Raw genomic sequence first — 13639 nt, forward strand, 5'->3', positions numbered from 1 at the left:
ATGGGGAAAAAAATTGCAGTTGTTTTGACAGATTACTTTGAGGACAGCGAGTACACTGAGCCTACGAAAGCTTTTAAAGAAGCGGGACATGAACTGACTGTCATCGAAACTGAAAAAGGAAAAACAGTAAAAGGCAAGCAGGGGAAAGCGGAAGTGACAGTTGACGCTTCCATTGACGACGTAAACCCTTCAGACTTTGATGCGCTTTTGATTCCTGGAGGATTTTCGCCAGACCAGCTTCGCGCTGACGATCGTTTCGTCCAATTTACAAAAGCGTTTATGACTGACAAAAAACCGGTATTCGCCATTTGCCACGGCCCGCAGCTTTTAATCAATGCGAAAGCGCTCGACGGCCGAAAAGCAACAGGCTATACGTCCATTCGTGTTGACATGGAAAACGCCGGTGCCGACGTTGTGGACAAGGAAGTGGTTGTTTGCCAAGATCAATTGGTCACTAGCCGCACACCGGATGATATCCCGGCATTTAACCGCGAATCTTTGGCATTGCTTGAGAAATAAGAAAAAACGGACGCTCACGGGCGTCCGTTTTTTTGTTGCTTAGGCTTGAGCGCCTGTCAGCTTCTTGTACCTGTAATACAAGAAAGCCGCTGCAGCCGTTCCGATGACCGCAATGCCGAAGTCGAATATGAAAATATGGGCGATGCCTCCAGCTTTTGCGATAAGGCCTGTTGCAATCGGAAGCAGAATCGATGCAAGGCTTGAAGCGGTCGCTACAATTCCGGTAACGGTTCCTTTTCGCTTCCAGAACAGCTCTGTCATTAACGTAATGGTCATTTGAAACACACCTGCAGTAGAAAAGCCTAAGAAAAAGGCAGTGATGTCCAGCACAACTGGGGTATGAACCGTCAGCATAACTGCGAGCGTACATAAAGTAATAATAGGATATAAGAGCGTTATGAAGACAGGTTTGACCCATCTGTTCAGCAAAACGGCTAATAATAAAACAGATGCCAGAGACCCTATACTATAATAGCTCAGCAATTGTACGGATGCTGATTCAGCTAACCCGGCTGCCTTTTGCGCGTAGCTCGGGAGCCAGATTTGAGAAACCGTAAATAAAGCCGTGGATGTAAAACCGATGATAATCAGTGCGGTGCCTTCTTTCTGAAAAACAGGTTCAGACAAGAAAACGGAAGATTCCTGTTGGCCGCTATCAGTTGGTTTCTTATGTTTTTTAGGAAACGAAAGCGTTGATAAATAAATAATATTCAGGAGATAGACCGCTGCCGGCAGATAAAAAGCAAATCCGTAAAACATGCTGTGGTCTGCTAAAAATGTGATCAAAAGCGGCAAAAGGGCTGCCCCGACAGACATAAAGGCTTTGACCAAGACATTCGCCGAACCGGAAGCAGCCGGGAAGAGTTCGGTCAGGGCGGGATATGTTCCTGCGTCCATCGCTGAATTTGCAACTCCCGCTAATAAGGCGAACACAAACGCCAGCTCATAGCTCGGTGATAAAGGAATACCGACTAAAAAGACGGCCATAATTCCCGCAGAAGCGACAACAAGCGGCTTTCTGCCGATTCTATCAGATAAAACCCCGGAAATGCCGTATGTCAGCAGTTTGCCAAACCCGATAGCGGCAATGACATAACTGATGCCGGTCGGATCGGTATTCCATTGTTTTGTTAAAGAGGGCATATTGGATGCGAGAATGATATTGACCATCCCCAGAAAGAAGTAGTTGATATACATTCCGGATGCTGTTTTGATATGTGACGTTTTCATGCTTGTACTCCTTCACAACTTATTCGAACACTGTCATGAGTATCATGTTTGGCAGCCTGTTTCTTCGAATGCAAAAATTAAGCAGATATAAATGGCGCCTGTTAAGGAAAATTGGTTTTGAGGCAATGATAAAAAAGACTCGCCGAGTTTCCGGCCAGTCTCCATTATTTGCGAAGCGAGGCTAGTTCCTGAGCAATTGCCTGCATTTCACTTGGGCTGAATGATTCTTTTTTCATCACCATGCGGTGAAGGTACGTGAGGTCTTCGATCTTCTCATCACTGAAAGCCTCCGCTTTGATCACGCCGACGTTCAGCATGTTCAGCTTTTGGGAAATCTCTTCAATCATTTGAGTTAATGTTTCTGTATTTGGGCTGGACAAATGATTCCATCCTTTCTTTGCGCAATATAGGTATGTTTTATTCTAACAGAATTCCTTCAGAAAAAAACCCTATTCTAAAAGCAGGCTGTTTATTCCAAAAAAGTGAAGACATCAGTTGAAAAGGAAATGAACATCCTACTAAGATATTCATGAAGGTTTCTTTTTAGAGAAATAGGGGCAAAGAATAGGGAGGTTGCACAACATGATAAGCGTGTTATTTGTTTGTTTAGGAAACATTTGCCGGTCTCCGATGGCGGAAGCGATTTTTCGGGACTTGGCAGCCAAAAAAGGATTAGCGGGGAAAATCAAGACGGACTCAGCCGGTATTGGCGGCTGGCACATCGGCAACCCCCCGCATGAGGGAACGCAGGAGATATTGCGAAGAGAAGGAATCAGCTTTGATGGCATGCTGGCGCGTCAAGTCAGCGAACAGGATCTGGCCGATTTTGATTACATCATTGCAATGGATGCAGAAAATATCGGAAGTCTCAGAAGCATGGCGGGATTTAAAAACACCCCGCATATCAAAAGGCTTTTGGACTATGTTGAAGATTCAGATCTAGCCGATGTTCCCGATCCTTACTACACGGGGAATTTTGAAGAGGTTTGCCAATTAATCAAATCGGGCTGTGAGCATCTGCTTGCGTCGATTCAAAAAGAAAAACAATTGTGAGTGAAAGGAGAATTTGCATGAACAACGAACGTTTAATGCTGAAAGGGATATTTCTCGGAGCTGCGGCAGGCGCGGCGTTATCACTGCTCCATAAGCCGACAAGACAGGCGTGCGGCATGAGATGGCTGACATGCAAGCATAAACTTTCACTGTATAAAAGCAATCCGGAGCTGTTAAAAAACACTGTCATCACAAAAGTGGATGAGGCCAAAAAGCTCGCCCAAACGCTTTCAAAGGAAGTCGACTTTGTGAATCAGCAGGTGAAAGAGCTGAAGAAAACAACACCGCAAGTGATGGAACTTGTGCAAGAAACGAAAGAGCATTTTTCAAAAAAATGATCAAACATGCGAGGTGAGGCGACATGAGTTTTTTAAAAGAGCTTTTCAGCAGATACACCCTTCACGAAGGACAAAGCAAATCAGCGGAGCTGGCGTATTTTTTTCTATTGTCACTGTTTCCGTTTTTGATTTTTATGCTGACGCTCACCGCGTATCTTCCGCTTTCTACCGATGATGTTTTAGGAGTCATAGAACAATATGCTCCCGCCAGTGCGATGTCTCTCGTTGAATCCATTACCCATCAAACCTTAAATAATCGAAATGGCGGTTTGCTGTCCTTCGGGATTATCGCCGCATTATGGTCTGCGTCTAATGGAATGAACGCGATCGTCCGGTCGTTAAACCACGCGTATGATGTGGAAGAAAACCGCTCTTTTATCATTGTTCGTCTAACCTCGATTTTTTTGACGATTGCCATGGTATTTACGATTTTAGTGGCTTTGCTTCTGCCGGTATTTGGCCGGGAGATTGGAAGGCTCGCTTCTGACTTTGTCGGGGCGTCGGATCTGTTTTTATCCGTCTGGGCCGCCATTCGCTGGGGTGTCAGCCCTCTTGTGCTTTTGATTGTTTTTTCCGCGCTGTATGTGATTGCACCGAACAAAAAGCTGTCTCTCCGGTTTGTCATGCCGGGTGCGGTCTTTGCGACCCTCGGCTGGATCATTGTCAGCACATTGTTTTCGTTTTACGTCAGCACGTTTGCGAACTATAGCGCCACTTACGGGAGCATCGGGGGAATCATCGTTCTGATGATTTGGTTTTACTTGAGCGGTATCTTAATTATCCTAGGCGGAGAAATCAACGCTCTTTTACATAAACGTAAAAAGCTTCCTGATGAAAATCCCTACCATTAGCGCATCCTATAAACGAACTTCGGTTCAAAAAGAAGTCGGGGGGATATCGTGATGACCAAGCATACGAAAAAAGGCGGAAGCCATAACAAACAAAATTCAAAAAGCAAATCGAGCCATAAAACAAGCGGAAGCGCCAACGGACAAAACGGCTACCATTAGCATCAAAGCCTCCTGACATCATGTCGGGAGGCTTTTTGATTAGGAAGATGAAGAATAGATTTCAGCCGGTGACCAGCTTTTCGGTTTGCCCAGCACAAGGGCCAGCCATACAGCGCTAAGCGTAAGAGTAATGAAGTAGAACAAGTTTGCGCTTTCAAATGTCTGCATATACCAGCCGCCGGCAATTGGGCCGAGAATGCTGCCAAGACTGAATGTAATGCCGCAAAGCAGGTTTCCCGCCGGCAGGAGATGAGGCGGGAGAAGATCTGTCATATAGCTGATGCCAAGTGTAAAGGTTGATCCGACTGCCATTCCTGCAATAAAAAAGCAGCCGCCGATCACGTAAGGCAAAGGGAATACACCGGCGATGAAAAAGCAAAGAGCCCCAGTCAGTAAAATCACCAGCAGCACATTCCGCCTGCCGTATTTATCGCTGAGGATGCCGAGCGGAAACTGAAAGATAATGCTTCCAATTGCAAATGCGGGAAGGATGATCGCTACTGCGTCTACTGATATCCCCAAACGGAGCGCGTAAACGGGAAAGCTTCCGTTCAGCGCCGTCTCCAGAAACCCGTAGCCAAATGTAGGCATAAAGGCAACCCATCCAAACAGCATGGCCTGATAAAACCGCCTGAAACTATTGTCAGTTTTGGTTTCATGAGGACTGGTTTGCGGGTATGCATTTTGTAGAAAGAAAACAAAAAGCCACGCAAACAGACTGATGCAGCCGGACACGATAAAAGGAAGCGACGGGCTCAGCTTGACAAGCGGCACCATGAACGGACCCGCGGCAAATCCAAGGCCAAAGGAAAGCCCGTAAATAGACAGGTTTTTTCCGCGATTTTGTTTTGATGACATGGAGGTTACCCACGTTTGCGTAGAAAAGTGAAGCATATGGTCGCCGATTCCAATAAACAGGCGAAGCAGGAACCAGACCCAAACTGACTGAAGCCAAATAAATCCGAATAAGCTTAAAATGACAATGCTCCCGCCCATGACGATCAGCGGCTTGAATCCGAGTTTTCTGAGCGGCGCTTCCATAAACGGCGAAGCCAAAAGAACGCCGATATACAGTCCGGTCGCATGCAGGCCGTTGACAGCAGCGGATTCTCCATTTGTTTCAAAAATGATGGAAATGACAGGCAGCAGCATGCCTTGTGAAAACCCGGAAATGGAAACGAGCAAGACAAGGATAAAGAAATGAAATCGTGACATCGTGTCGTTCTCCTTATGTGGAATCTATGTTGATCGTACAACGTTTTCCAAAAGCAGGCAACCTGAAAAAAGCCTATATCACGCTAAACATTTGCCCTCGTGTAATCATGAAGGTTTTTGAGAAGAATAAAAATAAAACAAGTCATAAAAAAGGAGCCATTTCACCATGAATCGTATCTTTTTTATTTTAGTGGCGGCCGGTGTTCCGCTTTCTGTGATTGGCAGTTTGATGCATTGGCCTTCCGCGGTTCTTTTTGCCGTTTACTGCGTGACAATTATCGCGCTTGCAAGCTATATGGGAAGGGCGACAGAATCACTGTCCATTATTGCAGGACCCCGCATAGGCGGTTTGTTGAACGCCACCTTCGGGAATGCGGTTGAACTGATTATTTCCCTTTTTGCATTAAAGGAAGGCCTGACAGGAATCGTACTTGCCTCTTTAACCGGTTCAGTGCTGGGAAACCTGCTGCTGGTCGCGGGCCTATCGTTTTTTGTCGGCGGTTTAAAGTATAAGCGCCAAGAGTTTAATATTCATGATGCGCGCCATAATTCAGGGCTTTTGATTTTTGCCGTCATTGTCGCCTTCGTGATTCCCGAAGTATTTTCTATTGGAATGGGAGACGCGAGCAAGCTCAATTTAAGCATTGGCATCAGCATTATCATGATTCTGTTATATGTCGCGGCGCTGTATTTTAAACTCGTCACGCACCGCGGAGTTTATCAGCCAAACAATGCCGCCCAGCATGAAGAGGAGGAACAGCCGGAATGGTCAGGGAAGGTTGCGACGATTGTGTTGTTTGCGGCAACGATTGTCGTGGCATACATATCCGAAAACCTTGTCCACACATTCCACTCGGTGGCTGAGCAGTTCGGCTGGAGCGAGCTGTTTATCGGGGTCATCATCGTGGCGATTGTAGGAAATGCGGCGGAGCACGCGTCAGCGATTATTATGGCCTTCAAAAATAAAATGGACGTAGCGGTTGAAATCGCAGTCGGTTCTACGCTGCAGATCGCTATGTTTGTCGCACCGGTGCTCGTCATCTGTTCTATCTTTTTTCCGACAAGCATGCCGCTTGTCTTTACATTGCCGGAGCTCGTCGCGATGGTATCAGCGGTTCTCTTGATGATCGCTATTTCGAACGACGGGGATTCCAACTGGTTTGAAGGGGCGACACTGCTTGCCGCATATGTCATTATGGCGATCGGCTTTTTCCTTCTTTAACCTGAAAAAATGTTGGATAACAACAAAGCGGGATGAAAAGACTAAGGGAAAATGCCATAGAAAGAGTGATATGATGAAAAAGCTATTTCATTCCACACTTATTGTGTTGTTATTCTTTAGTTTTTTCGGCGTTCAGCCTATCCACGCGAAAAAGCAGTTTAAGGTTCCTAATTCTGTCGCAAGCATTTCAAAGGAAAACACGTATCCGAATGCTTCACAGGATCAGCCAATGCTTCAGCCGAGCAAGCTGGCAAAGGAATTGCTCGATCATTCTGAGGTGGAGATTGAAAACCCGCATCTCATCAAAATGCTGAATGAATCCAACATATCCGGCACACCGCTTGCAGTAGGGTACCGTGCGACAATATTTCTCGGGAAATGGGCGCTCGGCTATGAATCAAATGAAACAGTCGCAAACTGGGAATATAAAAAAATCAATACAAACCGTGCGGATAACCGCGGCGGGAAAGAAACGGCTGAAATGCATTATGCCCAGGAACAGCAGTACAAAGTGAAGGGCGGCCTGACAGCTAAAGTTCCGAATGCTGAAGATGTCAAAAGCATGATGATGCAAAAAGCGATGAAGAAAACGAACCTTCCGCTAGCATTTGAGACGGTCATCGGGGCTGGCACAAAACGGGATCAGATTTATAAAGTCGCTCCTAAAAAAATCGGTTATCTACATGCATATGCACCGGCTGTGAATGAAAAAGGAAAAGTGACTTATGGAGAAGTGTACTTAGTGCTGAAAGGAAATAAACGAAAACTCGTCGTGAAAAATGTCACGTCACAGGGAATCGGCGCATGGATTCCGGTTCAAGATCATGTCACGTTTGGCTTTCAGCTTTCCTCACTGATCAGATAAATAAAAAACTGATTCCGACTCGGAATCAGTTTTTTTGTTTATTGGGTTCTCTCAATTCGGACCGCTTCCTCAAGCATTTGCACATTGTTTTGGTACAGCTGGCGAACGAGTATTCGTCTTGCTGCAAGGCTGGCGCTGAAATAATCATCATCCTTCACCATGCCTTTCACCGTAAATTCGACGCCGCGATTGATTTTATTCAAAGCGGTGATGCCGTGGACTTGAAACGGTTCTGCCGGATTGCCGAATTCATCTCGCTTCAATGAATCACGAAGCTCTTCATTCAGCATGTCACATGCCTCTTCCAACACGCTGTACACGCGGTCTGGATCTTCTTTAAAGCTGATGAGAAAGGATTCGATAATCCGCATAAAATGGATATTATAGTTCTCTATCTGCCTGACCTCGCCGTTGCTGATGGTGAGCAGTTTGCCGCTCCATTCCCGGATTTGCAGCGAGCGAAGGCCGATCTCCTCCACTGTCCCGTTAAACAAGTTGTTGACGGTGACATAATCGCCTTTGTGCAGCTGGCGTTCATATATTAAGAAGACGCCGGCCAGCACATCTTTGATCAGAGATTGGGCGCCAAAACCGATCACGATACCTGCTACGCCTGCTCCGGCTAATATCTTGCCGAAATCATGCACAAATAAAGAAATAACGTAAAAGATAAAACCAATCGTCGCCGTATATTGGGTGACAGAACGGACAAGGCTTTCAATCGTTTTTTCCTTTTTTTCTTCAATAAAGTCCGTCCGTTTAAAAAACAGCTGTACCAGCCGGTTGATGATAAAGACACCAATCCAAAGGATAACGGCAACGAGGAGAATATCGACGATTTTATTCTGGAAAATCTCCGTAAGTGTTTCTTCCATCCGCATCTAACTCCTGGCTTGACGTTTTGTGAAATCTGTATCCTGATAATAAGTGTTTTTGACAAGAACATTCGGTCCGAGGCACCGGACATTCGGGCAGTGGCAACTCAGTTCTTGTGCAAGCTTGGTCTCTCTCCATTTTTCATAGGCGGAAGGGAGGCTGTCCGTCTGAATATTGCCAAGCGGCGGAGTATCGCCGAAATCGGTCACGATAATGTTTCCGTCAAAAATGTTTACATTCAGGCGAGAACGGCCGTCAGGGTCATTTCGCACGGTAACGTTTTTTGCCGAGCGAAGCCGGCGAAGCAGCTTTTGGTCGTCTTCGTCCGGACTGCAGGCATAAAACGGCAGCGTTCCGAACAGCATCCACGTATTTTCATCACGAATATCCAGCAAGCGGTGAATGGCCTGTCTCATCTCTTTCAGGCTGAGGGATTCAAGAGCGCTTGCGAAATCGCTTGGATACATTGGGTGGACCTCATGACGCTGACATTTCATATCTTCTGTGATTTGGCGGTGAATATGCTCAATATGCGGAAGAGTTCGTTTGTTCAGCATCGTTTCCGCAGATACCATTACTCCGGCATCCACGAGCGTGCGGCTGTTTTCGATCATTTTTTCAAAATAGCGCGCGCGCTGTTCGAAGGTCGGTTTTCTGTCCATCATGGCAAAGCCGATTTCAGCAAAATCTTCAACTGTACCCCAGTTATGAGAAATATGTAGCACATCGAGATACGGAATGATCCATTCGTACCGCTCGATGTCGAGGGTCAGGTTTGAATTAATTTGCGTCCGCACACCCCGTTCATGGGCGTATTTCAATAAAGGAACGACATATTCCTTTACTGATTTCAACGATAGCATCGGCTCTCCGCCTGTAATGCTGATGGAGCGCAGGCGAGGGATTTCCTCCAGCCGTTTTAACAGAAGATCTATTGGCAGAGCATTCGGGTCTTTAGGCTGCAATGTATAGCCTACAGCACAATGCTCGCATCTCATATTGCAAAGTGTCGTCGTTGTGAATTCAACGTTTGTCAGCTGCATGTCTCCGTATTGGTCAACATCCATATAGGCTTCCCAAGGGTCAAACTCAGGCGTAATCGGACGCAGCTTCGTGTTTTGTGTCATGACTATCTAACTCCTTTATAAATGGGCATACTAACGCTGCCAACAGTTAATTTTAGACCTGATTTGCCAAGATCGCAAGTAGCGCGGCAATTGAAAAACCGCAAAAAATAAGCTACCATAATAAAAAATGAATGGAGGAACAGCATGGGGAACGCCGTAAACAATAAAGATCAGCAGATTGATTATTTAAAGAACAGACTTGACATGTTTATGAACGTCATCGATTCATTAGACCCTGAAGCAACCGACGTTGAAGATATAGACAGGCTCATCAGCATGCTTGATGACCTGGAAGCCAAATACGAACGTTTTAAAAAAGATTGGGAATAAAACCGCGCGCCGCGCGGTTTTTTCTATTGGCATAAAGCAACAGTATAAAACAAAGCCCCTATCTGTAAAATAAGAAAAAATGCAGAAGGAGCGCTGGCCATGAAGTGGATGTGTTCAATATGCTGCGCCGCCGTATTGCTTGCCGGAGGTGCAGCACAGGCGGAAGCGGTGCCGAATGAGCCGATTAATTGGGGCTTTAAACGAAGTGTCAATCATCAGCCGCCAGATGCCGGGAAGCAGCTGAACCGCTTAATTGAAAAATATGATGCGTTTTATTTAGGGAATACAAAGGAAAAAACGATTTACTTAACGTTTGATAACGGGTATGAAAATGGCTATACGCCAAAAGTGCTTGATGTCTTAAAAAAACATCGCGTAACAGGAACGTTTTTTGTCACCGGGCATTTCGTAAAGGACCAGCCTCAGCTGATTAAACGAATGTCAGATGAGGGCCATATTATCGGCAACCATTCCTTTCACCATCCGGATTTAACGACAAAAACAGCTGATCAGATTCAGGATGAGCTTGATTCAGTCAACGAAGAGGTTTATAAAATTACGGGAAAGCAGGACAACCTGTACTTGCGCCCGCCGCGCGGCGTGTTTAGTGAGTACGTACTGAAAGAAACGAAACGCCTCGGCTATCAAACCGTTTTCTGGTCGGTCGCTTTTGTTGATTGGAAAATCAATAACCAGAAGGGGAAGAAATATGCTTACGATCATATGATCAAGCAGGCGCACCCGGGAGCTATTTACTTGCTTCACACTGTATCAAGGGACAATGCTGAAGCACTGGATGATGCGATCACAGACCTGAAAAAACAAGGCTACACTTTTAAAAGCATTGATGATCTGATGTTTGAGAAAGAAATGAAGATGCCGTCCTTGTAATGAGAAAAGCCTCTCCTGAAACGGAGAGGCTTTTCTTTATTTTATACATTTAATCAGTGCGGCCCAATCCAGATCTCCGAAGCCTTGTTCAATCCCGCTTTCAAAATGGCTCTTGGCCAGCTCGGCAAGAGGAAGATTTGCAGAAACCTGTTTTGCGGCGGCGAGTGCCAGATTGGTATCCTTCAGCCCTAATGACATTTTGAAACCGGCCGGCTCAAATTTCTGCTCGGCCATGATGGTTCCGTAATTTTGGTAGACAGGGGAGCCGAAAAGCGCGCTGGCAATTTCTAAAAATTGTTTTTGTTCTAAGCCGTACTTCTCCATCATTAAGAAAGATTCAGATAACGCCTCCAGCATAGACACGAGTAAGAAATTGATGCTGATTTTCGCTGCATTTGCTATCTTGCTTTCTTCGCCGACGTCAAATACCTGCTGGCTGAGGCTATTGAGCAGAGGCTTGGCGGTTTGCTTCGCTTCCGCCGGTCCTGCTGTTATGATGCGAAGCGCGGCTTTGGCTGCGGCATCCGGTCTGCCAAGGACGGGAGCGGCGAGAAAGGATTGTCCTTTCTCTGCATGAGCCGCTGCGAGCTTCTCTGAGAATTCAACACTGATCGTGCTCATCGAGATGTGAATGCCATCCTCTGCTAATCCTTCAAGCAGCCCGTCTTCTCCAAATGTCACGGCGCTGACAGAATCATCATCTGCAAGCATTGTCATGACAATATCAGCGGACTTTGCCGCCAGCCGCGGCGTATCAGCTGCCTGTGCGCCTGCTGTGACAAGTTCTTCCGTCTTTTGTTTCGTCCGGTTATATACAGTCAATTCGTAGCCTGCTTGAAGAACATTTCGGGCAATGGGCTGTCCCATATTGCCGAGTCCGATGACAGCAATTTTCAATCTGATCACTCCCTGAATATTTTTTCCATTATAAACAATATAAACAGAATATGCATAGCAATCGGCTTACAACAAAAAAGAACAGCTTCCCGCTGCCCTCATTTAAAAATATTGAACCATCCTTTATGTACAAACCAAATCAGCATCCCGATCACAAGCGCGGCCATCAGGCCAAGTACAGCAAAATATCCGTATTTCCAATGCAGCTCCGGCATGAAGTCGAAGTTCATACCGTATACACCGGCAATAAAGGTGAGCGGGATGAAAATGGTCGACACGATCGTCAGTGTCATCATAATCGCATTCATCCGGTTTGAGTTTAGCGTCACGTAGCTGTCACGCAAATCGGACGTCATGTCCCGGTTGGATTCCACAATTTCAGACAACTTTAACAAATGATCGTATATGTCACTGAAGTAGGCTTTCGTTTCCCGCTGCTCTTTCACATGGTCAAGGCTTAAAATCCGATAGAGCAAATCACGCATCGGGATAATCGTCCGTCTCAAATGCAATAGGTCTGTTCTGAGTTCAAACACCTCGTTCATCAGCGTTCCATACGTTTTGTGGGGGCGGCTTTCTTCAATTTCATTCAGCCGGTCCTCAATTTTATACACGAGGGGAAAATATTCATCGACAAGCTGATCCATGATCATATAAGAAATATGCCCAGGCCCTTTTTTCAATATGTCCGGTGAAGCATACAAACGCTCCCGGACTTTGGCGATACCGGGCGTTTCGTGTAAATGAAAGGTAACGATAAATTGTTCGCCCTGAAAAATATCGACTTCCTCCGTCTCTAGTGTTTCCTTATTCAGCGCATGAATCACGTAAAAACGATAGCCGTCATAATGGTCAAGCTTCGGCCGCTGCATGTGCTGGAAGCAATCCTCAATGGCAAGCGGATGAAAATGAAAAAAATCTCTCAATAACGCCGTTTCCGTATCTTCCGGGCCGTAAAAATCAACCCAGTACCATGCAATATCAGGCTGTTCCACTCGTTCAATCGGTATATTTTTCAGCAGCTGATGCTCTGTTGTGATTGCGGTAATGTTGATCATAAACAACCCTCCACCTGCCATTATATCATGCGGTCTTTATGAGAAAAGTATACGCTACTCTCTGCCTGTTTCCAGCGGCATGTTATACTGAACAAAAACGGAAAAAGGGTGGATCACATGTGGAAGGAAAAAGTATCTGTCACGCCGCCGTATCATTTTGACCGCGTATTGGACAGGCTGTCTTTAGACCCCCTCAATGCTGTCGATCGAGAGGCGAGAGAAGTCCGCGTGCCGATCAGAAATCATGCGGGAGACGTATGTATTGTAAAAGTACAGGCGTTAGGCTATGCTGACGAGCCTGAGTTTCACGTTAGCGGGGAAACGGATCAGGATGAGATGATGAAGGAAATCAAGCGGATTTTTCAATGGGAACATCATTTGCAGCACGTTCTGGATCATTTTTCAAAAACGAGTCTGTCCGCCATTTTTGAAGAGCATGCCGGGACACCGCTTGTTCTGGACTACAGTGTGTACAACTGCATGATGAAATGCATCATCCACCAGCAGCTTAATCTGTCCTTCGCTTACACGCTAACAGAACGGTTTGTTCATGCATTTGGCGAGCAGAAGGATGGCGTGTGGTGCTATCCAAAGCCGGAAACGATTGCAAAACTCGATTATCAGGATCTGCGTGATCTGCAATTCAGCATGAGAAAAGCGGAATACACCATTGATACATCAAGGATGATCGCAGAAGGCGCACTCAGCTTGTCAGAACTGACGCATATGGCGGATGAAGACATTATGAAAAAACTGATCAAAATCAGGGGCATCGGCCCGTGGACCGTGCAAAACGTCCTCATGTTCGGACTTGGCCGTCCCAATTTATTCCCGCTTGCCGATATCGGCCTCCAGAATGCCATCAAACGCCATTTTCAGCTGGACGATAAGCCGGCAAAGGATGTCATGCTGGCGATGAGCAAGGAGTGGGAGCCTTATTTAAGCTATGCGTCTTTATATTTGTGGAGGAGTATTGAATAATTCATCTGACAATGAAGGAAAACCTGC

Annotated in this window: 16 protein-coding genes; 9 read left to right on the forward strand and 7 right to left on the reverse strand. The window is 46.0% G+C overall.

From position 1 onward, the window contains the following. On the forward strand, window positions 1–519 hold the full coding sequence (yfkM, locus tag ACQXR1_RS19475) for a general stress protein 18 (RefSeq protein ID WP_151256877.1): 519 nt from the start codon (window positions 1–3) through the stop codon (window positions 517–519). Between the two features lie 39 nt (window positions 520–558). Here the strand turns inward: yfkM and ACQXR1_RS19480 are convergent, their stop codons facing one another. Together ACQXR1_RS19480 and ACQXR1_RS19485 are read right to left on the reverse strand one after the other, a co-directional pair. Beyond that, the gene (locus ACQXR1_RS19480; RefSeq protein ID WP_227099693.1) at window positions 559–1749 is read right to left on the reverse strand and encodes an MFS transporter; all 1191 of its coding nucleotides are present in this window, start codon (window positions 1747–1749) and stop codon (window positions 559–561) included. 164 nt (window positions 1750–1913) lie between these two features. Then, entirely contained in the window at window positions 1914–2129 is a 216-nt protein-coding gene (locus ACQXR1_RS19485) for a DUF1128 domain-containing protein (protein WP_069149174.1), read from the reverse strand. A gap of 202 nt (window positions 2130–2331) precedes the next feature. On the opposite strand from ACQXR1_RS19485, the gene yfkJ reads away from it, so the two are divergent. From yfkJ to ACQXR1_RS19500, 3 genes are read left to right on the forward strand one after another with little or no spacing between them, the layout of a single operon-like run. Continuing rightward, window positions 2332–2802, forward strand: a complete 471-nt coding sequence (yfkJ, locus tag ACQXR1_RS19490; RefSeq protein WP_040083737.1) for a protein-tyrosine-phosphatase — start codon at window positions 2332–2334, stop codon at window positions 2800–2802. A 17-nt stretch (window positions 2803–2819) separates the two neighbouring features. Beyond that, window positions 2820–3140, forward strand: a complete 321-nt coding sequence (locus tag ACQXR1_RS19495; RefSeq protein ID WP_003233665.1) for a hypothetical protein — start codon at window positions 2820–2822, stop codon at window positions 3138–3140. Between the two features lie 23 nt (window positions 3141–3163). Further along, complete coding sequence (locus ACQXR1_RS19500; protein ID WP_014663205.1) at window positions 3164–3991, forward strand: YihY family inner membrane protein; 828 nt, start codon at window positions 3164–3166, stop codon at window positions 3989–3991. 198 nt (window positions 3992–4189) lie between these two features. Here ACQXR1_RS19500 and ACQXR1_RS19505 read toward each other — a convergent pair whose 3' ends face one another. After that, complete coding sequence (locus ACQXR1_RS19505; protein ID WP_430772717.1) at window positions 4190–5365, reverse strand: MFS transporter; 1176 nt, start codon at window positions 5363–5365, stop codon at window positions 4190–4192. Window positions 5366–5531: 166 nt separating this feature from the next. On the opposite strand from ACQXR1_RS19505, the gene cax reads away from it, so the two are divergent. After that, on the forward strand, window positions 5532–6587 hold the full coding sequence (cax, locus tag ACQXR1_RS19510; protein WP_014663208.1) for a calcium/proton exchanger: 1056 nt from the start codon (window positions 5532–5534) through the stop codon (window positions 6585–6587). A 70-nt stretch (window positions 6588–6657) separates the two neighbouring features. Continuing rightward, a complete protein-coding gene (locus ACQXR1_RS19515) occupies window positions 6658–7452 on the forward strand; it encodes a YfkD famly protein (RefSeq protein WP_014663209.1) in 795 nt (264 codons plus the stop codon). Between the two features lie 38 nt (window positions 7453–7490). Here ACQXR1_RS19515 and mscC read toward each other — a convergent pair whose 3' ends face one another. Beyond that, window positions 7491–8333 (reverse strand): mechanosensitive ion channel protein MscC, encoded by an 843-nt coding sequence (gene mscC / locus ACQXR1_RS19520; protein WP_082033036.1) that lies wholly within the window; start codon window positions 8331–8333, stop codon window positions 7491–7493. Then, a complete protein-coding gene (yfkAB, locus tag ACQXR1_RS19525) occupies window positions 8334–9455 on the reverse strand; it encodes a radical SAM/CxCxxxxC motif protein YfkAB (RefSeq protein ID WP_103031741.1) in 1122 nt (373 codons plus the stop codon). 144 nt (window positions 9456–9599) lie between these two features. Between yfkAB and ACQXR1_RS19530 the strand changes: the two genes are divergently transcribed. Next, window positions 9600–9785: an SE1561 family protein gene (locus ACQXR1_RS19530; protein WP_003223132.1), complete on the forward strand. Its 186-nt coding sequence runs from the start codon at window positions 9600–9602 to the stop codon at window positions 9783–9785. A 99-nt stretch (window positions 9786–9884) separates the two neighbouring features. Beyond that, window positions 9885–10676, forward strand: coding sequence for a delta-lactam-biosynthetic de-N-acetylase (gene pdaA, locus ACQXR1_RS19535; RefSeq protein ID WP_069149179.1), 792 nt, complete (start codon window positions 9885–9887; stop codon window positions 10674–10676). A gap of 36 nt (window positions 10677–10712) precedes the next feature. On the opposite strand, the gene ACQXR1_RS19540 is transcribed toward pdaA, so the two are convergent. After that, window positions 10713–11573 (reverse strand): NAD(P)-dependent oxidoreductase, encoded by an 861-nt coding sequence (locus tag ACQXR1_RS19540; RefSeq protein ID WP_069839972.1) that lies wholly within the window; start codon window positions 11571–11573, stop codon window positions 10713–10715. 98 nt (window positions 11574–11671) lie between these two features. Further along, complete coding sequence (gene corA, locus ACQXR1_RS19545) at window positions 11672–12631, reverse strand: magnesium/cobalt transporter CorA (protein WP_095432315.1); 960 nt, start codon at window positions 12629–12631, stop codon at window positions 11672–11674. Window positions 12632–12748: 117 nt separating this feature from the next. Between corA and ACQXR1_RS19550 the strand changes: the two genes are divergently transcribed. After that, on the forward strand, window positions 12749–13612 hold the full coding sequence (locus tag ACQXR1_RS19550) for a DNA-3-methyladenine glycosylase family protein (protein ID WP_430772718.1): 864 nt from the start codon (window positions 12749–12751) through the stop codon (window positions 13610–13612). Window positions 13613–13639 lie beyond the last annotated feature (27 nt).

Source organism: Bacillus sp. ATD (genome assembly GCF_050585765.1).
GTDB classification, from domain to species: domain Bacteria; phylum Bacillota; class Bacilli; order Bacillales; family Bacillaceae; genus Bacillus; species Bacillus stercoris.